This is a genomic window from Acinetobacter sp. YH12095 (assembly GCF_013419245.1).
Taxonomy (GTDB): domain Bacteria; phylum Pseudomonadota; class Gammaproteobacteria; order Pseudomonadales; family Moraxellaceae; genus Acinetobacter; species Acinetobacter towneri.
This window is the reverse complement of sequence record NZ_VPAL01000003.1, coordinates 105,428-129,576: the sequence shown is the minus strand read 5'-3', so window position 1 is coordinate 129,576 and position 24,149 is coordinate 105,428. Positions and strand designations below refer to the sequence as shown.

The window sequence follows — 24,149 nt, the reverse complement described above, 5'->3', positions numbered from 1 at the left end:
GAGAATGTCAGTTTAGTTTGATGACATCGCCACTTTAATTTTTTCCATGGCATTTTTTTCGAGCTGACGAATACGTTCTGCCGAAACATTATATTCTGCTGCCAATTCATGCAGGGTCGATTTATCATCATCTAACCAGCGACGCTGCAAAATATTACGTGAACGATCATCCAACTGCTCCATAGCTTCATGTAGGGCAGAAGTGCTTTGTTCTTCGTAGTCTTCGTTTTCGACTAAACGTGCAGGGTCGTAACGGTTATCTTCCAAATACAATGCAGGTGCAACATAAGTTGAACCTTCATCGTCATCATCGCCTTGTGCTTCAAAAGCCGCATCATAAGCGGTTAAACGACCTTCCATTTCCAAGACTTGTTCTGCAGTCACATTTAAGTCATTGGCAATAGATTGTGCTTCTTCGAGCGTCAGTTTTTTGCTAGATTTTTTGAGACTACGCAAATTAAAGAACAATTTACGCTGTGCTTTGGTGGTGGCAATTTTAACAATACGCCAGTTACGAATAACATATTCGTGAATTTCAGCTTTAATCCAATGCACGGCAAATGACACCAAACGCACGCCCATATTCGGGTCAAAGCGTTTCACGGCTTTCATTAAGCCCAAGTTGCCTTCCTGAATTAAATCGCCCTGCGGTAAACCATAGCCCGCATAACTTCGTGCAATATGCACCACAAAACGTAAATGCGACATGACCAACATTTTGGCCGCGTCTAAATCTTGATCGTAATAATAACGCTCGGCTAACTCTTTTTCTTGTTCAGCCGTTAAAATAGGAATTTGGTTAACAGTACTAATATAAGCCCCGAGGTTTACCCCTGGTGCAGATAATGACAGGGGCATCAACTGATTGCTGCTGTCACTCATGAGATCTCCTTATAGGATTGGGTAGGTAAAATAACCGATGTCTTTATCTTAATGCCAATATTCTACTTAAATAAGTAAAATTGGTGTAGATATGTAAATCTTTATAGCAATAAGCGGCGAATATTAAGTCATTAAAACAAATGAACAATCAAACAGATATGCTTATTACGATGCTTTTGGCTTGGCAACATCAATCACATAATGAAACTCTGTTGCCGAAATCTGACTTGCTTCACAGCTATATTGATGTAACTGACAATAACGCGCCACATCTTGCTGGCTATGCGGATCAGATGACTTCAATAAAAACCGTGCAGAATCTGATTGTTTAAGGGCACGTTTTAGCATCAATAAAGGCATAGGACAAGGTTGTCCCATGGCATCAATCACTATGATAGGTTGTTCAGCATCACACAGCATTGAAGTAAAAATTCGCCTTAAAAAACAGAATGATCATACTAGCAAATTCGCTCACAAATCCCAAATAAATTTCATCTGAAGCATCGGGGCTATTCATTGCGCGGCTTACTGCGCATAAGGGCAAGAGAATTGGCTTATTTTGTGAGATATTTGCAATAAAATTTATAGATCAAAATTGTGCTAAGTCACTTAACAGAAATAAAAAATTTCCATTTGTTCAAATCGTTTCAAACTGAACAAGATAAATCAAAAAAAATCTATTAATTGTCATAAACCCGTGTTAAGCTCGATGCGTATTTAGGATTTTAGATAGACAATCGTTGTTTGTCGCCCTATTACAAATGGATGTAACCGGGATTTTGTTAATAGTTATACAGAATGATTACAAGCTTAGAAATAAAAATATTTTTAAACTTTGTTTGCTCTGCTGTTTGCAACACCGGGTGGTCCTTCTTTTTAATCAATGAGGATTAACTTATGACAGCTCGTGAACAAGGCGTAGTTAAATGGTTCAACGACACTAAAGGCTTTGGCTTTATCCAACGCAATGGCGGCGACGATGTATTCGTTCACTTCCGTGCGATCCAAGGTGACGGCCACCGTTCACTTCGTGACGGCCAACGTGTTGAATTCAGCGTAGTAAAAGGCCAAAAAGGCTTCCAAGCTGAAGAAGTACAGCCATTAGACTAATCACTCGATTATTCTAAAAAAACGCTCCAATCCTGATTGGGGCGTTTTTTATTTGTATTTCTGTTTATAATAGGTCAGTTTTTTGTCTGTATAAGTTCGAGCACATATTTATGTCATCTGGTTTTGAAACCTTAAATTTACATCCGCAATTGAAACAGGCTATTGATGCTTTGGGTTTCAAGGAAATGACGCCAATTCAGCAAAAGGTTTTAAAATTTACTTTGGCTGGACATGATGCCATTGGTCGTGCGCAAACAGGTACAGGAAAAACTGCTGCCTTTTTAATTAGTGTGATCAACGATTTATTGAATAACCCAATTCAAGGACAGCGTTATCGTGGTGAACCACGTGCATTGGTTTTGGCACCTACACGCGAATTAGCTTTGCAAATCGAAAGTGATGCAAAAGACTTAACCAAATTTACCGACTTAAATGTGGTGACTTTGTTGGGTGGTGTAGATTTTGATAAGCAAAAGTCACAACTCAATAAAAACTTTGTCGATATTATTGTTGCGACACCAGGGCGCTTGATTGATTTTGTAGAACAAAAAGAAGTTTGGCTCGATCAAATTGAATTTTTAGTGATTGATGAAGCAGACCGCTTGTTGGATATGGGCTTTATTCCATCGGTAAAACGTATTGTGCGTTATTCACCGCGTAAGGAACAGCGTCAGACGTTAATGTTCTCGGCAACTTTTAGTTATGATGTGTTGAACTTGGCTCAACAGTGGTTATTTGAACCTGTTACAGTCGAAATTGAACCTGAAAAGAAAACCAATGCCGATGTTGAGCAACGGGTATATATGGTTGCCAAAACCGATAAATACAAATTGCTTGAAGAAATTTTACGTGATGAGCCGATTGAAAAAGTCATGATTTTTGCCAATCGGCGTGATCAGGTGCGTAAGCTTTATGATCATTTAAAGCGTGATGGCTATAAAGTGGTGATGTTGTCAGGTGAAATTGCCCAAGACAAACGCTTAAAAATGCTGGATCAGTTTAAAAATGGCAAACATAACATCATGATTGCAACAGACGTTGCAGGGCGTGGTATTCATGTCGATGGTGTTTCGCATGTGGTGAATTTCACTTTGCCTGAACAGTCAGATGATTATGTGCACCGTATTGGTCGTACAGGTCGTGCAGGTACACGTGGTGTGAGTATTAGCTTCTTGTCGGAAGATGATGCGTTCTATTTACCAGAAATTGAAAAAGCCATTGGTCAAAAATTGCCATTAACACGTTTAGATGGTTATTGCTAATTACTCATTTAAGCTATTTTTTAGTTTAAATCCTGCTGTTCTTAGTTTAAAAGTCGCTCTCAGTGGAGCGACTTTTTTGTATTTGCTTCTTATGTCGTGCTGTAATAATTTACTTTGCCTGACATCTAAAGGTCAGCACAGTTTGATAATCATCATCACGGGCAATATCAGTATTACGTCCCGCAATTGTACCTAAAACAGTTGCTGCCGCCTGAATCATTTGTCCCGTTTGCTCATCGACTACACCTTTGAGTGCGCCGTTATAAGATGTTTTTTCATCAACCAAGACTGGAGCGGCACGAGTACCACAGGTTTTATTGGCAGCTGTAATTGCATTATTTTTGGCAATAATATTACTTTTACCTAAACCTGTGACTTCATATAGGTTGTTTTCTTTTTGAATGGCAAGAGAATTATTTGGCGTGGTGGCACATGCGGTTAAAAGTGCAAAAACGGCAAGGCTAGAAAAGGCGACTATTTTTTTCATATCTACCTCGGGGCTAAAACGCTGTAGCGCGTATTGTTTGTTGATGATATTTCAATTCAAATGTGTAGAGATTGAAAATAACAATTTGATCTAGTTGAACATAATCTGGATGGTTTTAGATGTAGACACTGTATAGGCTGTGTTGATAATTCGTCATTCATTTATACACATCAAACCCAATCCATAATGTATTTTCATGCTCTTAAACTATAGATGAATGCGTCAAAGCATCATTGTTTAGATGTGCTGAGCAGGTTCATCTTAAAAGTGCAGACATATAGACCCTAATCAGAATCTTGCAAATAAGCATACGGAAATAGCGCAATTTTTTGAGTTTATGCTAATCTTAACCGAGCTTTTTGAAATAGTTATATAAGTCAATGACGGATACAGCGGTAGAAATCGTTCATCAAAATATTCATCAACGTCAGTCTACGGGGCAGTTAGTTGAACCTGCACCAAATACTGAGCAGCTAGAAATGGCTTTTCAGGCAGCTTTAACCGCACCAGATCATCATCGTTTAAAACCTACGCGCTTTGTGGTGATTACTGCCGAGCAACGTGCAGCATTTGGTGAGTTACTTTCTCAAGCCTTGGCAGACATGGGCGAAACCGATGCGGTTCAGTTGGAGCGAGTGAAACAGCATCCATTTCGTGCGCCACTTTTAGTGTTGGCGTTAACACAATTTCAGGATCATCCAAAAGTGCCATGTTTTGAGCAGACTTTAAGTACAGGTGCTGCGGTACAGAACTTTTTATTGTCTTTGCAGGCGCAGGGTTTTGCCAGTATGTGGCGTAGTGGGGCAGTCGTTGAGTCGAACTTGCTGAAACAAGCTTTAAACTTAAATGCAGATGATTTAATTTCAGGCATTATTTATGTGGGAACAGCGGCTAAAGCCATTCCTGCACGCGCTGAGTTGAATACGCAAGCTTATGTTCGTTATTGGAACGCATAAGTCTTTATTTTTAGGATATAACAATAATGTCAGAGTTAAATTTTGCCGATTTGGTTGAACCTGTTGCAATAGATCGAAAAACTGCGTTACGCATTACAGTGCTAGGTGGTGGCAGTTTTGGTACAGCAATGGCCAATACAGCAGTGCGTAATGGCTGCGACACGATGATTTGGATTCGTGATGAAGCGACTGCCAAAGAAATTAATGAAACGCATATTAATCGACGTTATTTGCCAGATTTTCAGTTGGAGCAGGGTTTAAGAGCCGTTTCAGATTTGGAAACTGCAGTTCGTGACCGTGACATTATTTTAGTGGCTATTCCAAGTCATTCTTTCCGTGATGTGTTGCGTCAAATTAAACCTTTTATTAGCGCACAAGCAGTGGTGTCTTTAACCAAGGGTATTGAAGCCAAAACCTTTAGTTTTATGAGCGATATTATCCGTGAAGAATTGCCAGAAGTGCCGTATGGTGTATTGTCTGGCCCGAACCTTGCCAAAGAAATTGTGGCGGGGCAGCCTGCAGGTACGGTTATTGCCAGTCATTCTGAATTGGTGCGTTATGCGGTGCAGCAAGCTTTACACAGTGCGTTATTCCGTGTTTTTGCCAGCGATGATGTGAATGGTGTGGAATTAGGCGGTGCGCTGAAAAATATTTATGCTGTGGCGATGGGCATGGCAGCCGCTTATAACGTGGGTGAAAATACCAAGAGTATGATTTTAACCCGTGCATTGGCAGAAATGAGTCGTTTTGCGGTTAAGCTTGGTGCAAATCCATTGACCTTCTTAGGGTTGTCTGGTGTCGGTGACTTATTTGCAACGTGTAGCAGTCCATTGAGTCGTAACTATCAAGTGGGTTATGCATTGGGCAAAGGCAAAACTTTGGAACAAGCCACAGAAGAATTGGGGCAAACAGCCGAAGGGATTAATACCATCGTGCAAGTGCGGGCGCGCTCGAATGAATTAGATGTGTATATGCCAATCACTTGTGCGCTTTATGAAGTGATTTTTGAAGGTGCGCCGCCTATGAATATTGCACTGTCTTTAATGAAAAATGGACATCGCAGTGATGTGGAATTTGTCTTGCCGCATCATCAAGTTTAGTTTTACATCCATAAAACTGCGCCACAGTAGGTAAAAACTTGCGTGGAATATGACAGTTTGGTGAACTGAATTGTCATATTCTCAGGTTATACTGAGCGCATAATTTGAGTTAAATTGACACAACTTAATGTGTATCATCCTATAAGGAAATTCTATGCAACTGACTCTTGTTCGTCATGGTGAAGCCGCTCCTGCGATTATGGGCAATGATCATCAGCGTCCATTGACTGAGCGTGGTCATATACAAGCACAAGAAACGGCAGATTATTTAAAAAATATCATTCAGCCCGATGTGTTTGTAGTCAGTCCTTTACTGCGTGCACAAGAAACTTTGGCACATTTGCAGCAATATTTTAAAGATGTGCCTGTGGTGGTCTGCAATACCATTAAACCTGAAGATGATGCAAAAGTTGCTGTGGAATGGTTGTCACAATTGCCGTATGAGTCAATTGCAGTGGTGTGTCACATGAATGTAGTGGCGCACATGGCAGAGATTTTGACTTCAGAATCATTCCATCCCTATCATTTGGCAGAAGCACGGATTTATGAGCAGGCAGTAATTGCTGCGGGGCTTTCAACCCAAATCAAAAGTTTTATTCCAAACGCATAAAATAAATGTATAAAGTTAAATATAATTCAACGGTAGAACGATAATAATGCTGTATTTATGGATGCCAGAAGCCAATGGGGTTTGGCAATGGTCAAATGGGGAATACTGGACACAGGCAGATAGTCTTGATGCCTTGATTCAGGCATTGCAGGCTTTTCAAGGAAAAGATGCTGTGGTGTTTTTCCCAAGCCGTGATGTGCAAATTATGCAACAAACTTTACCTAAAGCCCAATATAAACAATTGGGTACCGATGGTGTGAAGTATTTATTAGAAGAATATACCGTATTGCCAATTGATGCGATGCAGGTGGCTCATCATTTTCAGCCACCTGAGCAAATAACCGTGTTGGGAGTTGCTAAGCATAGTATTGAAACCTATTTGCATGTATTAAGTTTGTTGCCAGTTAAAATCAGTGCATTGTTACCTGACTTTTTAATCTTGCCGCAACCTGATGTAGGGCAAACGGTGATTGGAAATATTTGCGGACGCTTGTTGGTACGTGAAAGTGAATTTTTAGGTTATTCAGTTGATGATCTGGCGCTTTATCTAGATTATCAAACTGCAGAACGAAACTATAAAATCACCAACTTTAGTGCAGAACAAATGCAAAGTATTGAAGCATTTGCAACACAAGAACAATTAGAAAGCTTTCATTATGTAGTACCTGCATTAGTGAAAGCCAAACAGCATCCATTCAATATGCTGCCAAAATCCAAGCAAGACACGGGTGTTTCAGGTTATTGGAAAGCCTGTGCAGCAGTATTTCTTGGGATTTTAATTGTACAGTTTAGCTATGATGCACTGCGTTGGAGCAAACTTAAAAAAGTAGCAGATCAAACAGCGGTTCAAGCCATAGAACAATATCAATATTGGTTTGGTGCAAATAGTCGTATTACCGAACAAAATATTCAAAGCCAGTTTGAAAGTCAGGTACGCATGAGTAAAAATGCAGATACTCAAGCGCTGCAATTGCTCAGTCGTGTTGGCCCTGTGTTGATGCAAAATCAAATTGTGGCCAATCGTGTGAGTTTTGATGCCAATATGTTGAACATGGAATTGAATGCCAACTCGGCAGCGACCTTACAAGCGCTCACTCAGCAATTGAATCAGCAGGGTTTTAAGGTCGAGCTGGGTAATATTCAGCCGAGCGCGTCAGGTGCAGTAGGATTGGTGAAAATACAATAATGAAAGCCATGGAAAAAATGTCAACTTGGTTCGATCAACGTATTGAACTGATACAAGATTATCTAGATCGTTTAAATACACGTGAACGTGTTTTGGTGGTATTTACCACAATCTTTGTGATCGTTGCTGCTGTGGGTTCTGCGTTGTGGTATATGCATGCCGCAGCCGAAAAACAGCAAAAACGGGTAAATGACCTTAAAGATTTGGTGGTGGTGATGCAAAGTCATGCAGTCACCATGAAACCTGCCAATGATGCACAACTCAGTGCAGCCGATAAAATTCAGCGTGTGGCTCAGCAACAGGGTTTATCGGTTGCTTCGCAGCAAAGTGGTGACAAGATGCTACTGGTGGCGAGTCATGCCAATTATGCTGTGTTGGCAAATTTTTTAACCCAATTGGCGCAAATGGGTTTAAGTATCGAAAAAATGGAATTAATTTCTGAAGCAGGGCAGATTAAATTAACAGCGACAGTCCAGTAAAGGTTAAAAATAAAGTCCGAAACTCGGAAAATAAACCCATGTCAAGCATAGCGTTTTGACTGGGCTAAGCCTATAATATGGCGACTTAGAAAGCAGTAGACTTTTGCAGATATGTTGTATTCTCTAGCCCGCCCGTTGTTATTTTCTTTAGCACCAGAGCGTGCACATGAGCTGACACTATCACTATTGAAATCGAGCCATAAAATGGGCTTGATGCGTCAAAAGACTGTAGCGAAACCTGTGACGTGTATGGGAATTGAATTCCCTAATCCAGTAGGTTTGGCAGCAGGTCTAGACAAAAATGGTGCATATATTGATGCCTTGGCTGGTTTAGGCTTTGGGTTTATTGAAATTGGCACCATTACGCCACGTCCTCAAGCGGGCAATCCGCATCCACGTTTATTCCGTATTCCACAGGCCAAAGCCATTATTAACCGTATGGGTTTTAATAATGATGGGGTCGATCAGCTGATTGAAAACGTCAAAGCGGCAAAATTTAAAGGTATTTTAGGGATTAATATTGGTAAAAATGCCGATACGCCTGTTGAAAATGCGGTAGATGATTATCTGATTTGTCTAGAAAAAGTCTATAACTATGCCTCTTATATTACTGTAAATATTTCATCACCCAATACCAAAAATTTGCGCAGTTTGCAAAGTGGTGATGCGCTGACTGAATTATTGCAAACCCTCAAACAGCGTCAGTTGGAGTTGGCAGAAGAACATCAACATTATGTGCCGTTGGTCTTAAAAGTTGCTCCAGATTTAGACCCTGAAGATATTCAGTTTATTGCCAAGCAATTATTGCAATTCAAAATTGATGGCCTGATTGTGACCAATACCACTTTGTCGCGTGAAGGCGTAGAAAACTTGCCGCATGGCGATGAAGCTGGTGGTTTATCGGGCGCGCCTGTGTTTGAAAAAAGTACTGCATGTTTGGCAGCATTTTCAGCAGCACTGAAAGGTGAAATTCCTTTAATTGGTGTCGGTGGCATTTTGTCGGGCGAACAAGCGGTTGCCAAAAAAAATGCAGGTGCAAGCTTGGTTCAGGTGTATAGTGGTTTAATCTATGCAGGTCCTGAGTTGGTTCAAGATTGTGTGAACGCCTTATAACTTATGAATACCATTGATATCGTTATTCTGATTCTCTTGCTTATTGGAGGGTTGAACGGTTTGCGACAAGGATTTATTAAAGCCTTTGCGAACTTGGTAGGATGGATTTTTGCCCTAATTGTTGCGGCAAAATATGCAGTTGTCCTAGCACCTTCGATGACAGCACTCAGTAGCGATCCTGTGGTACAAAAAATTGCAGCCTTTGCATTTATTGTCTTGGTGATTGTGGTACTGACCTGGATTGTAACCGCTGTTTTAAATGGTGTTTTAAAGAGCTTGAAACTTGGCCCATTAAATCGTTTGGCAGGCGGTGCATTTGGTACCTTGAAAGGCTTACTCATTGTTCTTATTACCATTCAAGGCATTGGTCCTTGGGTCGAAAGCTCGCCTTATTGGAAACAGTCTAAATTTGTGCAAACTTTATTGCCGTATGCACCGTGGGCAACAGAACTCTCCAAAGACGCTGCCAATGAGGCTTTACAGCACATCAAGTCGAAAGATGCCGCGTCATCTTCCGACATCGCATCTGACGCAAAAGAAAACCGCTCTGGCGCAGATGGCTCAACGAATAATCCTTTTTATTAATCCCTAGCTGGTCTGCGAGGTTGCTATGTGTGGAGTTGTTGGTATAGCTGGTAAATCACCTGTTAACCAAATGTTGTTTGATGCATTAACGATGTTACAACATCGTGGACAGGATGCAGCTGGGATCGTAACTTGCCACAATGGACGTTTGTTCTTGCGTAAAGATAACGGTATGGTGCGTGATGTATTCCATACGCGTCACATGCGTGCGTTGCAAGGTAATTATGGTATTGGGCACGTGCGTTATCCAACTGCAGGTTCATCTAGCAGTGCCGAAGCGCAGCCATTTTATGTGAACTCGCCGTACGGGATTACTTTGGCTCACAATGGCAATTTGACAAATGCCGAAGAAATTCACGAAGATCTGTTTAAAACAGATTTACGTCACATGAACACCGATTCTGATTCAGAAGTGTTATTGAACGTATTTGCACATGAATTGCAAAAACGTGGCAAATTAAACCCAACGCCTGAAGATATTTTTCATGTAATCAGCCGTGTGCATGAGCGCTGCAAAGGTGCTTATGGCGTTGTTGCAATGATTACAGGTCAAGGATTGGTTGGCTTCCGCGACCCGAATGGTATCCGTCCATTGATTTACGGTTCACGTGAAACTGAACAGGGCATGGAATATATTATTGCATCAGAATCTGTGGCAATTACTGCACTTGGCTTTAAAGTTGAACGTGATATTGCGCCGGGTGAAGCGATCTTTATTAATGACGCAGGTGAATTATTTACCCAGCAATGTGCCGCTAAACCTGAATATCGCCCATGTATTTTTGAATATGTATATTTTGCTCGTCCAGATGCGACCATTGATGGTATTTCAGTGTATAAAGCGCGTTTGAAAATGGGTGAAAAACTGGCGCATAAAATTACCCAAGAGTGGGGCGAGCAACACGATATTGATGTCGTTATTCCAATTCCAGATACATCACGTACATCAGCTTTAGAATTGGCAAATACTTTAGGGGTTAAATTCCGTGAAGGTTTTATGAAAAACCGCTATATCGGACGTACCTTTATTATGCCAGGTCAGCAATTGCGTAAAAAATCAGTGCGCCAAAAACTGAACCCTGTAGAGCTTGAGTTTAAAGGCAAAAATGTACTGTTGGTGGATGACTCGATTGTCCGTGGTACGACCTGTAACGAAATTATTCAAATGGCACGTGATGCTGGGGCGAAAAAAGTATTCTTTGCTTCTGCAGCGCCAATGGTGAAATATCCAAACGTGTATGGTATTGATATGCCAGCCAAAGATGAATTAATCGCGTCTAACCGTAATGTCGAAGAAATTCGTGAAATTATTGGTGCAGACCGTTTAATTTTCCAAGATTTAGAAGATTTAAAACAAGCCGTTCGTACCCATAAAGTACCGCATTTAACTGAATTCGATTGTTCAGTATTTGATGGCGTGTATGTAGCTGGCGGAATTGACGAAGCTTATCTGAATGATCTTGAGCAAAAGCGCAACGACTTGGCTAAAAAAGGCAAAGATGGTTATATTGATGTCAATATTGATGCCGCGTCAGTAGACTTAACTGGTGTAAAAGAGAGTTAATTTTTTTCTGATCAGCTCAGTGAGAAAAGCGGGAAATTCCCGCTTTTTTCATTTATGATGGTGGCTCAAATACAATGTAATTCAGGATGTTTACATTGAGGTCTGTGAGTAGTTACTTGATTAAAAACAAAAATATGATTTGGTCTGCAATTTTATGTTTGGTTGCAGTCGCTTTGACCCTGTTTATCTTAAACACAGTTTTGGGTCTGTTGGTCTATTATGTCGATTCAAGCCAATCCATCTATTGGCACAGTCTAAGCCCATACTGGATTACGGTCTTGGTGCTGATTATGACAGTATCCGTCATTTTGGAATTTTACGTTTTTCGCTCAGGTGGTCATTCTTTGGCAAAACAATTGGGTGCGCGTCGTTTAACCCAGTTCGAAAGTACCCCAGAAGAAAGTACCGCACTTAAACTGACCGAACAATTGGCCGATACCTTTCAAATCCCAGCGCCTACTGTATATGTATTGCCCGATGAAATTGGGGTAAATGCCCTCACTGCAGGCTTTAGTCATAAAGATATTGTGATTATTTTGACTTGGGGTGCTTTGCAAAACTTGGATGAGCAAGAGCTTTATGGATTGCTCAGCCATGAGTTTAACCATATTTTAAGTGGTGAAACCATTGATAATACTAAACTTAAAATCCTCTACAGTAGTCTAACCACGTTTAGTAAGTGGGGCAGTAGCATCGCCAAACTTGGTTTTGGACAACATCGTGATGCGCCGCCACATAAGTTAGCGACTTTTTTTGTTGCTGTAGGTGGTGGTATCTGGTTGTTTGGTAGCTTGGGCGTGTTGATTACCCGCTTAATTAAATATATTAGTCTAAGCGGACGTACCTTTAAAAATGATTTAAAAACCAAACGTTTGATTCAAAATAATGCCAATATTCAAACTTTGCTGCGAATTTATGTGCATCATGCAGGGTCGCAAATTCATAGTGAATATTCAGAATCTATTTCCCACATGTGCTTTGCTAACTCGCTCAGTCCGCAAAGCTGGATGAATATTCATCCAAGTATTGAAGCCCGTATTTTTGAGCTTGATCCAACCTTGGTGCAAGACTTACAACTCGAAAATTTGAAGCGTTTACGCAATCAGCCTTTGTTTAGCCTATTTCGCTCGTTAGAAGAAATGAATGCTGAATATTATGCGCCGTGGAGCTCGCCGCAACCTTTGCCTTTGCTGCGCTTGTCGCCGATTAGCTTTGCAATTAATGATGCAATTAAGCCACTCAAGCCTGAAATTCGCAATAACATGCCGCGTCCAGAGCTAATTCAGCGTGCCTTACAAACGGCAACGGGTTCGCGTGAGGTGATTGTCGCTATTTTGATGATTCGCCAATATCGTGAATTTATTCCTGCTGAAGCAGAAGTGAGTCGTGCAATTGTAGATGCTTTATTACATTTGGATGGGCGAGTACATATCTCGATTTTCCATGAAGCGTGTAAAAATATTGGTGGTATGCCGCTGAGTATCGCACGGCAGTTTCTAACCAAATTGGCAAAAATCATTCAGGAAGATGGCGAGATTGGTTTGTTGGATGCCTTGCTGCTTGAACGAATCAAGTTTGAATTAAACTTACTGCCTTTACATACACCTGCAGCGTTACACGAAGTTAAACCGCAAATTGTACGTTTAATCGATGCTTTATTGCATGTGCAGCAAATTAATAGTGTTAATCAGTTAGATGTACGTGAACGTATTTTAGAACGTGTTTTAACTGCAGATGAATTGATTGATTATGAAGAAATTTCAGATGAACCGATTGATTTATCAGAAATTTTAAATGATATGGCAGGTTTGCTGCTGCGTGATCGACTGATGGTGTTAGGCATTGCTGAAATTTGTTTGTGGAATGACCGTATTATCACCCAAGATGAATTGGATGTTTTGGAGTTGCTCTATTGGCGTTTAGGTTTTAAAACCGAAGAAATTGTCGAGCAAATGCAAAAACAAAACAGTTTGATGATTGTGTGACACTGATTGACTAGGTGTGTTTAAAGCAGATTTTGAAAAAATACGAATAGGTCAGATTGGGTGAAAGAAAGCACAGCATTGTGCAGCCTTTCTAGGTAGAATAGGTGCTATCTTGCATGTTGTTCTGTGATAAATACGTGCAGCGAAAAATTAGATGGGTGATGATAAACATGATGGGGCATCAGCGTGACATTTTAGCCAGTTTGGGAATCGATATTTGGGTTTCCAGAATGGCTGTGTCTCAAACTTTGCCACAATCATCGGTTTGGCGCGAACAAGCTGCACCTGAAATACACAGCGAAATTATTGTTCCTGCTGCAGTACCTCAACAATTAAAACAACAACAGCCGATTATTCACGAAAAGCCTAAGCAAGAACCATCTCCGCAACATACGACAGTTGAAGCGGCCGCGCCAGAAGTTGTTCCTGAAGCGCGTGTCATGCTGCAAATTGAAGCATTTAGTATTGAAGCTTTGCAGTTGCCACATTGTGTCATTTTGGTAGAAAGCACTACCTTGAGTCAGGAACAGCAACAATTGTGGCGTAATATTCAACATGCGCTACAGGCCGAATATCACGTATTGCAATGGCCTTTTGCTTTAGAAGTATTACAAGACGGCATCGGGGTAGAAAATTATGTGCAAGGTTTTGTTGATGTCTTGAGCACAGATAAAAACATGCTGATTTTAGGTCAATTACCACATTTTAAATCTGAACAATGTTTGCATTTAGCCAGCTTGCAAGAGATGTTAGATCAACCGCTGTTGAAAAAAAGTCTGTGGGATGCGATACAAATCACATCGTTATAGCCTAAAGCCTAAGTCAATTCAGATATTTAAAACTCTACATATACAAGCAATTGTAGACACGAAACAGGGATAATCATGCGTAAAAAAGTGGTAGTGTTTAGTCAAATTGATGCAGAAATTTTAAGTAAGCTAGAGCAAGATTATCAGGTGGTGCAGGTCAGCCCGAAGTTGGGTGACGTGAATCAACAGTTGCTTGAGCATGTGCAAGATGCGGATGGCATGATTGGTGCAGGGCGCTTGCTTAATCAAAGCAACTTACATACTGCGACTAAACTCAAAGTGATTTCGAGTGTAAGTGTCGGTTACGACAACTATGATGTAGATTATTTAACCCAACAAAAGATTAGTCTTTGCCATACACCGCATGTCTTGACTGAAACCACAGCAGATTTAGCCTTTACTTTATTGATGAGTGCAGCACGACAAGTGCCATATTTAGATCGGTGGACTAAACAAGGGCAATGGAAACGTACCGTGGGTGCAGCACAGTTTGGACAGGATATTTATGGTAAAACCATTGGTATTGTAGGTTTGGGGCATATTGGTGCGGCTATCGCACGGCGTGCATTTCATGGTTTTAATATGAATGTGGTGTACCACAATCGTCGTGAAAAAATGGAAGTGGCGAAGGCATTTAATGCAGAATATTTAAGTCTGGATGAATTGCTGCAACAGTCTGATTTTGTGGTACTGGCAGTCGATTTAAATGCAGACTCTAAAGCCTTAATTGGTCAGCGTGAACTTGATTTAATGCAGTCACATGCAATTTTGGTCAATATTTCGCGTGGTTCAGTCATTGATGAGCAGGCACTTATTCAGACCTTACAAGCAGGCAAAATTTTTGCCGCAGCTTTGGATGTCTATGACAAAGAACCACTGCAAGAATCACCATTATTTGAGTTAGATAATGTCGTGACTTTGCCGCACATTGGTTCAGCAACTGCAGCAACTCGTCGACAAATGGCAAACTTAGCCTATAAAAATTTAGTTGATGCGCTGGAAGGACGTCGCCCGCAATATGTTGTTAATCCTGCTTGTTATACGTCTTAAAGTTAAAGATGATTTGGTAAAAATTGATAACACATCATTGCAAATGCGTTCATTTTTCAATGTTATAGTGAATCATTATGCAAAATATGTATTTGAGATCATCCATTGAAACATCTATTACTGATCTGCGGTTTGAGTTTTGCCAGTATTGCGACAACCCAAAGTGCCAATCTAACCACCACACCACAATTTAATGTGCCTGAAATAGGCAGTGGTGTGGGATTAATTGATCAGCAAAAAGAACGCAGTATTGGTGAAAAAGTCTATCGGGAAGTGCAGCGTAAAATGCCTGTCACGCAAAACCCGTGGCTGGAAGATCAATTAATCAATACGTTTTCGCATCTACTCAGCCAAACTCAATTGGGGCAACCCATTGGGCTACTCATTATCAATGATCCACAAATTAATGCTTTTGCTGTGCCGGGTGGTTTATTTGCGTTAAACACAGGTCTTATTAATTCTGCCCGTAATATGGATGAAGTTGCGGGCGTGATGGCGCATGAAATTGCGCATGTGTCGCAACGTCATTACAGTCGCTCTCAAGAGGCATTTAAAGGACAGGGTTTGTTGGCACTCGCTGGGGTTGTGGTTGGGGCATTGGTTGCCTCACAAGCCGATGGTGATGCAGGCGCAGCGGTGATGATGGGTTCTCAAGCCGCTTTAATGGATCAGCAATTGACTTATAGCCGTAATCAGGAACGTGAAGCAGACCGTATTGGCATGCAATATATGTATAGCGCAGGCTATAACCCACAAAGCATGGCAGACTTTTTTGAGGTGATGCACCGTACTACGAGTCGAGTGAGCTTCTTACCTGACTTTTGGTTTACCCATCCCTTAACCACAGAGCGGATGAGTGAGGCGCGTTTACGTGCCAATCAATTGCCACCAGTGCCAACCTCGCTGCGTGATGAAGACTTTGAGATTTTAAAGTTATATAGTTTGGTGGTTTCGCAGCAGGCGACAGAACAGCAGCTTAAAGCATTTGCAACCCGTAACCATTTTGCGGCGAATTTGGCTTTGGCTTATTTTTATAGCCAGCAAGGCGATTTTGTTTTGGCGCAACAAAGTATAGATCAGGCCAAAAGTCACAATCGTTTACATAATTTATTGATACTTATTCAAACTGACATTTATTTAGGGCAAAATAAAATTGATTTAGCGCTCAAAACAATTGGTTCACCTGCGCGAATTATGCCTGAAAATCGTGCGCTGAATTATAAATGGGCCGAGGTTTTGATTCGTCAAAATCAAACTACGCAAGCAGAAAGTATTTTGAAGGATTTCTTGCAAAAAAATCCACGTGATTTATCGGCATGGAATTTAATGCAGCAAGCGGCAAATGTAGACCGAAGCTCTGCATTACGCACGGTAAATGTGTTACGGTATCGTGCAGAAGTACAGTATTGGTCAGGTTGGGAAGAAGAGGCAATTAAATCATTACTGCACGCGCAGCGTTTAGCCAAAGACAATCAGGCGATGTCGGCAAATATAAAAAACCGTGTGACTGAAATGCAAAGAGAACGACAGTTAAAAATATAAGTCGGGCGTACATACGGTGGCATAACAATAAAGAAAGGGAGTTTAAGAATGATTGAGGGACAATGTTTATGTGGTGCGGTGTATTACCGTTACCATGCCGAAATTGAAAAAACAATATTATGTTTTTGCCAGCATTGCCGTCGTGCGCAAGGCGGTATTATGGGATGGAATAGTCCAGTGGCACGCGAACATTTTGAAGTGGTGCGTGGCTTAAAATATCTAAAAGAATATTTTCATAGTCCCAATAAAGCACGGGTATTTTGTCAGGAGTGTGGCAGCCCGATTTATTCTTATCGGCTAGATTTACCCGATATTATTCGCTTACGCTTAGGGACAGTGACTCAAGGCAAAGTTCCCGAACCATGTGAGCAAGCATTTGCGCAATACAAACCCAACTTTTTGGCAATTGAGTCGTGTGAATAGTTATTCACCGAATATACAATGCTAAAATAGAACTTGAGTTGAAACGACCCTGACTTGAAAATGAAAAAATATATTTATTTATGCCTTACTTTGGGGATGACCTTGCAAAATGTCTATGCTGCGAGTGCAGAGCAGTATGTGTTGGCTGTTGAAGAAATTAATGCGCAATATAAACAAGATACCCGACAGTTTTTACGAGGCTTAAACCCACAACAGCAGGGTTTTAATCCGCAGCAACAGCAGCAGTTTTGCGGCATTGTTAGTCGTTATGTTGATCGTTTATATCAGGCAGCAGATGAAAACCGTGCCTATTTGGATCGTCGTTATCAGAATATTAATAAACAGGACGTGATTCAGCAGGTCAGCACATCTAAAGAAATGCAATTACTGAAAAAATATCAAGTGAACTGCGATTTAAAGTAAAAAGTTAAAGCAGAAGTGTCTAAGGGTGAATAGATAATCTATCTCATCCTAGGTTTAGCATTTTACTTAATAGCATTAGATAGAAAGATTAAAGCGGGCTTAATCTGACATTTAAATCAGTGTTCGGAGAAGCACAAATTTGGGGTGAGCTAATTAGCTTAATTTGGCTTTAATTTTGGCAGATACTTGAGCAGGATCGGCGCGCCCGGCTATGAGCGGACGCAGAGAGTTCATCACCTTACCCATATCTTTCATGCTAGTAGCTTGTTGCGCTTCAATGGTTTGCGCAATCATGGAATCAAGTTCTTCCTCAGTCATAGCTTCTGGTAGAAACTGAGATAACACCTCAATTTCGGCTTGTTCCTTACTAGCTAAATCTTCTCGGCCAGCGCCTTCAAAGGCTTTAACCGATTCTTTACGTTGTTTAATTTGCTTTTCAATGACCGCAAGAACCTGAGCATCGTCAAGCTCTTTGCGCTCATCGACTTCGATTTGCTTAATTGCCGCCTGTAGACTACGAATTACCGTTAACTTATCCATTTCTTTGGCGCGCATTGTCGCTTTCAAAACGTCAGTAATTTGGTTTTTTAAAGTCGTCATCATTTAATCCAGACAGGCAATCACAAATTAATTAGTAAAGGCGAGTAGTACGTACTGATTCACGCGCCAATTTCTTTTGGTAGCGTTTAACAGCAGCAGCTTTTTTGCGCTTACGTTCTTGAGTTGGTTTTTCGTAGAATTCACGCTTACGTACGTCAGCTAAAACACCTGCTTTTTCGCAAGAACGTTTGAAACGACGGATAGCTACGTCTACTGGTTCGCCTTCTTTCAATTTAACTTGTGGCATGAAGAATCCTCATTAAGTTATGGATAAGATCTGGGCGAAATTGCCCACGATCACAAGTGAAGGTCAGTATTTTACTCATTTACATCTCATATCACAAGTCTATAATAGGTTTCGCAATAGAATTGATACAGGTTATAGGCAATTTAATGATCGTTTTAGGCTTAGAAACATCTTGTGATGAAACAGGACTTGCACTGTATGACAGCGAGTTAGGTTTGCGCGGGCAAGTACTGTATAGCCAAATTAAATTGCATGCAGAGTATGGTGGTGTGGTACCCGAACTGGCTTCACGTGACCATGTGCGCAAACTTATTCCTTTAATCAATCAATTGCTTGAGCAGAGCCAAGTCAAAAAATCTGAAATTGATGCAGTGGCTTATACCCGTGGGCCGGGGCTAATGGGCGCACTCATGACAGGCGCATTATTTGGACGAACTTTAGCTTTTGCCTTAAATAAACCTGCAATTGGGGTGCATCACATGGAAGGGCACATGCTTGCACCATTATTGTCTGCGACACCGCCAGAATTTCCGTTTGTCGCTTTATTGGTTTCGGGTGGACATACACAGCTCATGGCAGCTTATGGCATTGGCCAATATGAATTGTTAGGCGAGTCGATTGATGATGCTGCAGGCGAGGCTTTTGACAAAGTTGCCAAAATGATGGGTTTACCGTATCCGGGTGGGCCAAATATCGCCAAACTAGCTGAACAAGGCGATGCCAAAGCTTTTGAATTTCCACGTCCAATGTTGCACCAAGGCTTAGAATTTTCATTTAGCGGTTTAAAAACTGCGGTTTCAGTACAAATGAAAAAGTTAGGTGATGAAAACCGTGATGCCGATATTGCGGCAAGTTTCCAAGAAGCGATTGTTGATACTTTGGTGAAAAAATCGGTAAAAGCTTTAAAACAAACAGGTTTAAAACGCTTGGTGATCGCGGGTGGGGTGAGTGCAAATACTCGGTTACGTGAGCGTTTAGAAGCAGATTTAGCTAAAATTCGTGCAACGGTTTATTATGCAGAACCTGCATTGTGCACCGACAATGGTGCAATGATTGCTTTTGCGGGCTATCAGCGTTTAAAAGCAGGGCAGCAAGATGGTTTATCGGTTACGACTACACCACGTTGGCCAATGACGGAGCTTACCAATCCAACTGCGGGTTAAGTTGTTCGTAGCATAAAATCAATCAGAGGCAATAATCTGCCTCTGACTTTATATGCTAAATTTTTACATTAATATTAGAAACGAATACTTAAGACTTAGCGAACTGCGTCCATTAAACCTTTGGTAAGATCTTTCATCATGCCTTGCATCACAGCATTCCCTGCATTTGTACAGTTTTCTAATTTTTTACCTTCTAGTGATTTACCTTGATTGGCCATTTCTTCGCACTTCTGCAAAACTTTTTTAGCTTCATCTAAGTTCTCGGCATAATACTCTTGCGTTTTCACTTGTGTACATGCTGTAAGCGTTGTAATTAAACTTACTGTAATTAACAAATTTTTAAATTTAAACATTATTTTTTAACCGTTGTTTGTTTTAAAGAGATTGCATCTTAAGCGAATAATGGGTTCATAAAATAATACAATGGACTAAAGTTGATCTTATTAAGTAAAATTAAATAATTGCAATATAAATATTTTTAATTTTTTGAAGTTTTATAGTCATATTCTATCCCAAACTTTATTTCACGTATTGGTTTCAAATAGAACTGCTTTATTTTTTTTGTGCACTCATCCTACAATTTATAGAAATCCATAAAGTAGCTGACAGCAGTATTTAAATCTGTGAATCCTGTCCAATTGTTGTGTTTGCAACTTTAAACTATGATTTTTGGTAGATATTTAATATAAAACCAATTGAGATAAACATGCGATTTAAAAATACATTTTGCATTATTTGTGTGATGGGGATGATGGTATTGACCGCTTGCGAGGGCGCTGAGTCAATACAGCAAAATATAAATAGTACAGAAAATCAGCCGAGTTCAGTGACAGCCCAACAGGTCGAAGTACCGACTCGTTTGACTACTGCAGCAACTCATCCTTCGGCTATCACACCTGAAGCGACAGCACCGCAAGAAGTATATGTAGGAGAGCCGACTGTGGCAGAAATGCAGGCGCATGGCGAAGAATTTTATAAAGACACATTGGCACGGATTGCTGCAGAACAAGGTCAGTAGTCGCTCAGTCATTTAGCGCGTTTAAATAGAGTGGGTTGCTGACTATCTTCTATATGCAAACAACCCATTAAAATATTTAAAGTGCTTTAAGTTGCTGCGAGCCAATCCAGTGTTTAGAAAATTGATAGGCAGCACGCCCTGAACGCTGTCCACGTGCCTGACACCATCTTAATGCTTCTGCACGTACTTCGGCAGTCATTGGCATTTCGGCTTTGTGTAAATAATGCTCCACAATTTCTAAATATAGATTTTGATCCATTGGATAAAACGACAGCCATAGACCAAAGCGATCAGACAGTGAAATTTTCTCTTCAATTGCTTCTTGAGGATGCAACTCAGTATATTGCGGTACATCTACACGAGTGACAGGTGTATTTTCATGCATAAATTCAGGTAATAGATGACGTCTGTTACTGGTTGCATAAATAATAAAATTACTGGAACCTGATTGTAATGAACCATCTAAAACACTTTTTAAACTACGATAATTTTCATCTTCTGCGTTAAAAGCTAAATCATCACAGTAGACAATAAATTTTTCAGGACGATGCTGAATGATTTTTTGAATTTCTGGCAATTCAGACAAATCATCGCGTTCAATTTCAATTAAACGTAATCCTTGATTGGCATACTCGGTCAATAGGGCACGTACAATAGATGATTTTCCCGTACCGCGTGAGCCTGTAAGTAACACATCATTGGCAGGTAAGCCATTTAAAAACTGCAAGGTGTTTTGAATGACTTTTTCTTTTTGCTTTTCGATGCCTTTTAAATCATCTAAATCAATTTTTCTTGGTTGTTGAATCGCTATCAATTGTCGATCTTGCCATTTGAATGCGATGGCGGAAAAGTCGGTTTCTTGTTTTAAAGCAGGTAAACTTTGCTGTAGTTGTTGGAGTACATGAGAAAGTGATAATAAGATGTTGTCGGGTAAATCTAGGTTTGCCATGATAATTCAGCTTAAAAAATGCAGATCAGATTGCTACACTTTAAGACTAGCGCAATTGACCTAGATTTGACAATCAAAGTGTGAATCGAGTCATTGACGCGTATTACAATTTTTTAGATATTGTTGTGTATAGTAGGCATAGGCAAGCGTAGTGCTGCGAATAAACCAACGGATTGAGGAATGCTATGTTATTTAAAGATTTCACCGAAGATGTTAATCCGCATCAAGCCTATCGCATAAAAAAACTCAAGCGCCAAATTCAAAATGCCGAATCGTATGAAGAATGGAAAAGTATTGCCATTCGTATAGATGAAGAAACTGGTGCGCAAGAATGGAAATATGACAACAGTTCGCCATATTTTGATGCGGAAATTATCTCGCATCGTTTAAATTTATTACGCCGTTATCGCACCACCGAACGCAGTCACGATTTAATTTATATTTTGCGTGAAGGTTTAACTTTTGACATCGCCAATATTGCCCATCCGATGTTGTTTACTGCAACCTATGTGGGTACTAAAAAAATTATTGAAGATTATGTGGATGAAGTCAGTAAAAGTTTGGCTTTTGTCGCTTCAGATGAATGTCAGGCTTTAACCAAAGTAGAAAAAATAGAGTTTTTTCAGCAATGCCAAACTGCATACGGACAACCTGCCTTGATGTTCTCTGGTGGGGCAACGCTAGGTTTGTTTCATACTGGTGTTTGTAAGGCCTTACTTGAACAGGATTTAATGCCTAAAGTGCTGTCGGGTTCGAGCGCGGGTGCAATAATGACTGCAATGCTAGGCATCGCAAAACCTGAAGAAGTACAGCATATTTTGGGTGGTGAGTCATTTTTCCACGAAGCATTTCAGTTTAGACAAATGCGCGAAATTCTTAAAGGCAATGGTGGAATTGCCGATGTGCATTATTTAAAAAAATTCCTGATCAAAAACTTGGGCGATACCACGTTTGAAGAAGCTTTTCAAAAATCAGGTTTGCATATTAATGTGGCGGTTGCGCCTTATGATGCATCGCAAGACTCACGCATTATGAACAGCTTCACTGCGCCAGATTTGTTGGTTTGGAGTGCGGTGTTGGCCTCGTGTGCTGTGCCAATTTTATTTCCACCAGTACGTTTAACCAACAAGCGTTATGATGGCGAACACACTCCATATATGGGTAAAACCCGTTGGGTGGATGGCAGTGTGCGTAGCGATTTCCCACAGGAAAAAATGGCACGTTTGTATAATATTAACTACACCATCGCCAGTCAGGTCAATCCACATGTAGTGCCTTTTATGCAGGATGATATTAAGCGTTATCGTAAAGATATGCTGAGTTGGCCAGAACGGATTATTCGTCGTCAGGGCAAAGTCATTAGTCGTGGGGTAATGGATTTTGTACGTGAGCGCGCAGGAGCTGTACCGCCAGTGCGTCGTTTGCTAGATCATGGCTATGGCATTGTCGATCAACGCTATTATGGTGATGTGAATATTGTAGGAAGCTATAACCTGCGTCATTACAGCTATATGTTGCAAAACCCGAAACCACATTTATTTAAAATTTTACAGCGTGAAGGCGAGCGTGCGACTTGGCCGAAAATTTCATCGATTGAAACGCATGCACGTGTCGGTAAAACTTTGCAACATTGCTTAGAATTATTAAATGCACCTCAAATAGAGGTATCCACCGAAGTCGCAGCAGAAATGCGCACTGGCGCAAGTGTTGTTTAATGTTTTAAATTTGGATGTTCAACAGTTAGATACTGCGCAGTTCGAGCTGCGCAGTAAAGCGCAAAGTTTGCAATATGGTCGGCATATCTATCGTTTTGAACATCAAGGGCAGTTTTATTGGCTGAAAGCCCAACAACAAGGTGTTCATGCGACAGTAGAGCAGGGTTTTGCACAAGAATGGAACTTTTATAAACAGTACGCGCAATCATCATATTTATCTTTTTTATTGCCATGTGAATTGATGGATGCTGCACCCATTCATATTCAGTCGCAGGGTAATTCACATGACATTTCATCGCATTATTCACAGGTCTATTCACGTGCTTTAATTTTACCTGAAGCGCAAGCTGTTTTTGTGATGGGTAATTTACCTGAATATACAGAAGCGATTAAACACATATTTTTGCGTGTCTTTGAAGCAGTGGAAGCATTACATCAATTAGGTTGGATTCATGCCGACTTAAAAGCTGAACATATTGTGCAGTTAGATGGGCAAATCAAACTGTTAGATTTTGAGCAAGCACAGCAAGTTGCAGATATTCAATGTCAGGGGATGACCGCCACACCACGTTATATGGCGCCAGAATTATTTCACGGACAGCCTAAAACTGCACAAAGTGATATTTATGCGTTAGGCATTATTTTTTATGAGTGGTTAACGCAACAACGCTTACAGGCAAAGAGTTACCACGATTGGGCATATTTGCACTGTCAAAGATTGCATATTCAACTTCCCATACATCTACAAGCATTTTTACCACTGCTGAATCACATGTTGGCAAAGTCTTATTCGCAGCGTGCAACGAGTATTGCAGAGTTGAAATTATGGCTTAGTGGCTGAATATGCTTAAGAAAAAATCAAAAAATAGTTTTTTGTTTTTTATTTAAACA

The 24,149-nt window shown here is 40.6% G+C and carries 27 protein-coding genes; 20 read left to right on the top strand and 7 right to left on the bottom strand.

The genetic code is table 11. The features are described 5' to 3' along the window. Nucleotides 1-12: 12 nt before the first annotated feature. Complete coding sequence (gene rpoH, locus FTU35_RS03710; protein ID WP_004971496.1) at nucleotides 13-882, bottom strand: RNA polymerase sigma factor RpoH; 870 nt, start codon at nucleotides 880-882, stop codon at nucleotides 13-15. Nucleotides 883-1,047: 165 nt separating this feature from the next. Beyond that, on the bottom strand, nucleotides 1,048-1,302 hold the full coding sequence (locus FTU35_RS03705; RefSeq protein WP_096902533.1) for a sulfurtransferase TusA family protein: 255 nt from the start codon (nucleotides 1,300-1,302) through the stop codon (nucleotides 1,048-1,050). A 477-nt stretch (nucleotides 1,303-1,779) separates the two neighbouring features. Between FTU35_RS03705 and FTU35_RS03700 the strand changes: the two genes are divergently transcribed. Further along, on the top strand, nucleotides 1,780-1,992 hold the full coding sequence (locus FTU35_RS03700; RefSeq protein WP_004648643.1) for a cold-shock protein: 213 nt from the start codon (nucleotides 1,780-1,782) through the stop codon (nucleotides 1,990-1,992). A gap of 110 nt (nucleotides 1,993-2,102) precedes the next feature. Next, nucleotides 2,103-3,254 (top strand): ATP-dependent RNA helicase RhlB, encoded by a 1,152-nt coding sequence (rhlB, locus tag FTU35_RS03695; protein ID WP_004971493.1) that lies wholly within the window; start codon nucleotides 2,103-2,105, stop codon nucleotides 3,252-3,254. Nucleotides 3,255-3,363: 109 nt separating this feature from the next. Here rhlB and FTU35_RS03690 read toward each other — a convergent pair whose 3' ends face one another. Then, entirely contained in the window at nucleotides 3,364-3,741 is a 378-nt protein-coding gene (locus FTU35_RS03690; protein WP_004971490.1) for a hypothetical protein, read from the bottom strand. A 380-nt stretch (nucleotides 3,742-4,121) separates the two neighbouring features. Between FTU35_RS03690 and FTU35_RS03685 the strand changes: the two genes are divergently transcribed. From FTU35_RS03685 to FTU35_RS03620, 14 genes are all read left to right on the top strand, one after another. Beyond that, a complete protein-coding gene (locus FTU35_RS03685) occupies nucleotides 4,122-4,697 on the top strand; it encodes a nitroreductase (RefSeq protein ID WP_004971488.1) in 576 nt (191 codons plus the stop codon). Nucleotides 4,698-4,723: 26 nt separating this feature from the next. Further along, nucleotides 4,724-5,797, top strand: coding sequence for an NAD(P)H-dependent glycerol-3-phosphate dehydrogenase (locus tag FTU35_RS03680; protein ID WP_004971486.1), 1,074 nt, complete (start codon nucleotides 4,724-4,726; stop codon nucleotides 5,795-5,797). A 154-nt stretch (nucleotides 5,798-5,951) separates the two neighbouring features. Beyond that, nucleotides 5,952-6,407, top strand: coding sequence for a histidine phosphatase family protein (locus tag FTU35_RS03675; protein ID WP_004971483.1), 456 nt, complete (start codon nucleotides 5,952-5,954; stop codon nucleotides 6,405-6,407). A 46-nt stretch (nucleotides 6,408-6,453) separates the two neighbouring features. Next, nucleotides 6,454-7,593, top strand: a complete 1,140-nt coding sequence (gspL, locus tag FTU35_RS03670) for a type II secretion system protein GspL (RefSeq protein WP_179991190.1) — start codon at nucleotides 6,454-6,456, stop codon at nucleotides 7,591-7,593. Continuing rightward, complete coding sequence (gspM, locus tag FTU35_RS03665; protein ID WP_096902527.1) at nucleotides 7,593-8,072, top strand: type II secretion system protein GspM; 480 nt, start codon at nucleotides 7,593-7,595, stop codon at nucleotides 8,070-8,072. The genes gspL and gspM overlap by 1 nt, the downstream gene beginning before the upstream one ends. A gap of 111 nt (nucleotides 8,073-8,183) precedes the next feature. Then, nucleotides 8,184-9,185 (top strand): quinone-dependent dihydroorotate dehydrogenase, encoded by a 1,002-nt coding sequence (locus FTU35_RS03660; protein WP_004971477.1) that lies wholly within the window; start codon nucleotides 8,184-8,186, stop codon nucleotides 9,183-9,185. Nucleotides 9,186-9,188: 3 nt separating this feature from the next. After that, nucleotides 9,189-9,770 carry a CvpA family protein gene (locus FTU35_RS03655; protein WP_178865528.1) on the top strand — a complete coding sequence of 194 codons (582 nt, stop codon included), beginning with the start codon at nucleotides 9,189-9,191 and terminating at the stop codon, nucleotides 9,768-9,770. Nucleotides 9,771-9,795: 25 nt separating this feature from the next. After that, complete coding sequence (gene purF, locus FTU35_RS03650; RefSeq protein WP_004971473.1) at nucleotides 9,796-11,334, top strand: amidophosphoribosyltransferase; 1,539 nt, start codon at nucleotides 9,796-9,798, stop codon at nucleotides 11,332-11,334. A gap of 95 nt (nucleotides 11,335-11,429) precedes the next feature. After that, nucleotides 11,430-13,319: a M48 family metalloprotease gene (locus FTU35_RS03645; RefSeq protein WP_004971472.1), complete on the top strand. Its 1,890-nt coding sequence runs from the start codon at nucleotides 11,430-11,432 to the stop codon at nucleotides 13,317-13,319. 170 nt (nucleotides 13,320-13,489) lie between these two features. Beyond that, a complete protein-coding gene (locus FTU35_RS03640) occupies nucleotides 13,490-14,128 on the top strand; it encodes a hypothetical protein (RefSeq protein ID WP_179991189.1) in 639 nt (212 codons plus the stop codon). A 75-nt stretch (nucleotides 14,129-14,203) separates the two neighbouring features. Beyond that, nucleotides 14,204-15,178, top strand: a complete 975-nt coding sequence (locus FTU35_RS03635; RefSeq protein WP_154320850.1) for a D-glycerate dehydrogenase — start codon at nucleotides 14,204-14,206, stop codon at nucleotides 15,176-15,178. Nucleotides 15,179-15,283: 105 nt separating this feature from the next. Continuing rightward, the gene (locus tag FTU35_RS03630) at nucleotides 15,284-16,720 is read left to right on the top strand and encodes a M48 family metalloprotease (protein ID WP_179991188.1); all 1,437 of its coding nucleotides are present in this window, start codon (nucleotides 15,284-15,286) and stop codon (nucleotides 16,718-16,720) included. 48 nt (nucleotides 16,721-16,768) lie between these two features. Further along, nucleotides 16,769-17,143 carry a GFA family protein gene (locus FTU35_RS03625; RefSeq protein WP_096902524.1) on the top strand — a complete coding sequence of 125 codons (375 nt, stop codon included), beginning with the start codon at nucleotides 16,769-16,771 and terminating at the stop codon, nucleotides 17,141-17,143. A 60-nt stretch (nucleotides 17,144-17,203) separates the two neighbouring features. Continuing rightward, nucleotides 17,204-17,566: a hypothetical protein gene (locus FTU35_RS03620; protein WP_004971462.1), complete on the top strand. Its 363-nt coding sequence runs from the start codon at nucleotides 17,204-17,206 to the stop codon at nucleotides 17,564-17,566. A 153-nt stretch (nucleotides 17,567-17,719) separates the two neighbouring features. Here the strand turns inward: FTU35_RS03620 and FTU35_RS03615 are convergent, their stop codons facing one another. Both FTU35_RS03615 and rpsU read right to left on the bottom strand, forming a co-directional pair. Then, nucleotides 17,720-18,166, bottom strand: a complete 447-nt coding sequence (locus FTU35_RS03615) for a GatB/YqeY domain-containing protein (protein WP_096902523.1) — start codon at nucleotides 18,164-18,166, stop codon at nucleotides 17,720-17,722. A 31-nt stretch (nucleotides 18,167-18,197) separates the two neighbouring features. Continuing rightward, nucleotides 18,198-18,413, bottom strand: a complete 216-nt coding sequence (gene rpsU / locus FTU35_RS03610) for a 30S ribosomal protein S21 (RefSeq protein ID WP_001136722.1) — start codon at nucleotides 18,411-18,413, stop codon at nucleotides 18,198-18,200. A 146-nt stretch (nucleotides 18,414-18,559) separates the two neighbouring features. Here rpsU and tsaD point away from each other — a divergent pair, with 146 nt between their 5' ends. Next, nucleotides 18,560-19,576 carry a tRNA (adenosine(37)-N6)-threonylcarbamoyltransferase complex transferase subunit TsaD gene (gene tsaD / locus FTU35_RS03605; protein ID WP_004971458.1) on the top strand — a complete coding sequence of 339 codons (1,017 nt, stop codon included), beginning with the start codon at nucleotides 18,560-18,562 and terminating at the stop codon, nucleotides 19,574-19,576. A 95-nt stretch (nucleotides 19,577-19,671) separates the two neighbouring features. Here the strand turns inward: tsaD and FTU35_RS03600 are convergent, their stop codons facing one another. Then, on the bottom strand, nucleotides 19,672-19,929 hold the full coding sequence (locus FTU35_RS03600; protein WP_004971457.1) for an EexN family lipoprotein: 258 nt from the start codon (nucleotides 19,927-19,929) through the stop codon (nucleotides 19,672-19,674). Nucleotides 19,930-20,282: 353 nt separating this feature from the next. Here FTU35_RS03600 and FTU35_RS03595 point away from each other — a divergent pair, with 353 nt between their 5' ends. Then, nucleotides 20,283-20,594, top strand: a complete 312-nt coding sequence (locus tag FTU35_RS03595; RefSeq protein ID WP_004971456.1) for a hypothetical protein — start codon at nucleotides 20,283-20,285, stop codon at nucleotides 20,592-20,594. A gap of 76 nt (nucleotides 20,595-20,670) precedes the next feature. On the opposite strand, the gene FTU35_RS03590 is transcribed toward FTU35_RS03595, so the two are convergent. Next, nucleotides 20,671-21,543 (bottom strand): ATP-binding protein, encoded by an 873-nt coding sequence (locus tag FTU35_RS03590; protein WP_096902520.1) that lies wholly within the window; start codon nucleotides 21,541-21,543, stop codon nucleotides 20,671-20,673. A 185-nt stretch (nucleotides 21,544-21,728) separates the two neighbouring features. Here FTU35_RS03590 and FTU35_RS03585 point away from each other — a divergent pair, with 185 nt between their 5' ends. Continuing rightward, entirely contained in the window at nucleotides 21,729-23,258 is a 1,530-nt protein-coding gene (locus tag FTU35_RS03585; RefSeq protein WP_096902519.1) for a DUF3336 domain-containing protein, read from the top strand. Further along, nucleotides 23,248-24,099: a protein kinase gene (locus FTU35_RS03580; RefSeq protein ID WP_179991187.1), complete on the top strand. Its 852-nt coding sequence runs from the start codon at nucleotides 23,248-23,250 to the stop codon at nucleotides 24,097-24,099. The genes FTU35_RS03585 and FTU35_RS03580 overlap by 11 nt, the downstream gene beginning before the upstream one ends. Nucleotides 24,100-24,149 lie beyond the last annotated feature (50 nt).

Bases quoted from the DNA above. Each gene is read 5' to 3' on its own strand.
- FTU35_RS03635 (WP_154320850.1), top strand. From the start codon at position 14,204: ATGCGTAAAAAAGTGGTAGTGTTTAGTCAAATTGATGCAGAAATTTTA.
- FTU35_RS03655 (WP_178865528.1), top strand. From the start codon at position 9,189: ATGAATACCATTGATATCGTTATTCTGATTCTCTTGCTTATTGGAGGG.
- FTU35_RS03705 (WP_096902533.1), bottom strand. From the start codon at position 1,302: ATGCTGTGTGATGCTGAACAACCTATCATAGTGATTGATGCCATGGGA.
- purF (WP_004971473.1), top strand. From the start codon at position 9,796: ATGTGTGGAGTTGTTGGTATAGCTGGTAAATCACCTGTTAACCAAATG.
- FTU35_RS03620 (WP_004971462.1), top strand. From the start codon at position 17,204: ATGAAAAAATATATTTATTTATGCCTTACTTTGGGGATGACCTTGCAA.
- FTU35_RS03660 (WP_004971477.1), top strand. From the start codon at position 8,184: ATGTTGTATTCTCTAGCCCGCCCGTTGTTATTTTCTTTAGCACCAGAG.
- rhlB (WP_004971493.1), top strand. From the start codon at position 2,103: ATGTCATCTGGTTTTGAAACCTTAAATTTACATCCGCAATTGAAACAG.
- FTU35_RS03625 (WP_096902524.1), top strand. From the start codon at position 16,769: ATGATTGAGGGACAATGTTTATGTGGTGCGGTGTATTACCGTTACCAT.
- FTU35_RS03600 (WP_004971457.1), bottom strand. From the start codon at position 19,929: ATGTTTAAATTTAAAAATTTGTTAATTACAGTAAGTTTAATTACAACG.
- gspL (WP_179991190.1), top strand. From the start codon at position 6,454: ATGCTGTATTTATGGATGCCAGAAGCCAATGGGGTTTGGCAATGGTCA.
- FTU35_RS03690 (WP_004971490.1), bottom strand. From the start codon at position 3,741: ATGAAAAAAATAGTCGCCTTTTCTAGCCTTGCCGTTTTTGCACTTTTA.
- FTU35_RS03700 (WP_004648643.1), top strand. From the start codon at position 1,780: ATGACAGCTCGTGAACAAGGCGTAGTTAAATGGTTCAACGACACTAAA.
- tsaD (WP_004971458.1), top strand. From the start codon at position 18,560: ATGATCGTTTTAGGCTTAGAAACATCTTGTGATGAAACAGGACTTGCA.
- FTU35_RS03675 (WP_004971483.1), top strand. From the start codon at position 5,952: ATGCAACTGACTCTTGTTCGTCATGGTGAAGCCGCTCCTGCGATTATG.
- FTU35_RS03685 (WP_004971488.1), top strand. From the start codon at position 4,122: ATGACGGATACAGCGGTAGAAATCGTTCATCAAAATATTCATCAACGT.
- FTU35_RS03680 (WP_004971486.1), top strand. From the start codon at position 4,724: ATGTCAGAGTTAAATTTTGCCGATTTGGTTGAACCTGTTGCAATAGAT.
- gspM (WP_096902527.1), top strand. From the start codon at position 7,593: ATGAAAGCCATGGAAAAAATGTCAACTTGGTTCGATCAACGTATTGAA.
- FTU35_RS03615 (WP_096902523.1), bottom strand. From the start codon at position 18,166: ATGACGACTTTAAAAAACCAAATTACTGACGTTTTGAAAGCGACAATG.
- FTU35_RS03590 (WP_096902520.1), bottom strand. From the start codon at position 21,543: ATGGCAAACCTAGATTTACCCGACAACATCTTATTATCACTTTCTCAT.
- FTU35_RS03595 (WP_004971456.1), top strand. From the start codon at position 20,283: ATGCGATTTAAAAATACATTTTGCATTATTTGTGTGATGGGGATGATG.
- rpoH (WP_004971496.1), bottom strand. From the start codon at position 882: ATGAGTGACAGCAGCAATCAGTTGATGCCCCTGTCATTATCTGCACCA.
- rpsU (WP_001136722.1), bottom strand. From the start codon at position 18,413: ATGCCACAAGTTAAATTGAAAGAAGGCGAACCAGTAGACGTAGCTATC.
- FTU35_RS03640 (WP_179991189.1), top strand. From the start codon at position 13,490: ATGATGGGGCATCAGCGTGACATTTTAGCCAGTTTGGGAATCGATATT.
- FTU35_RS03585 (WP_096902519.1), top strand. From the start codon at position 21,729: ATGTTATTTAAAGATTTCACCGAAGATGTTAATCCGCATCAAGCCTAT.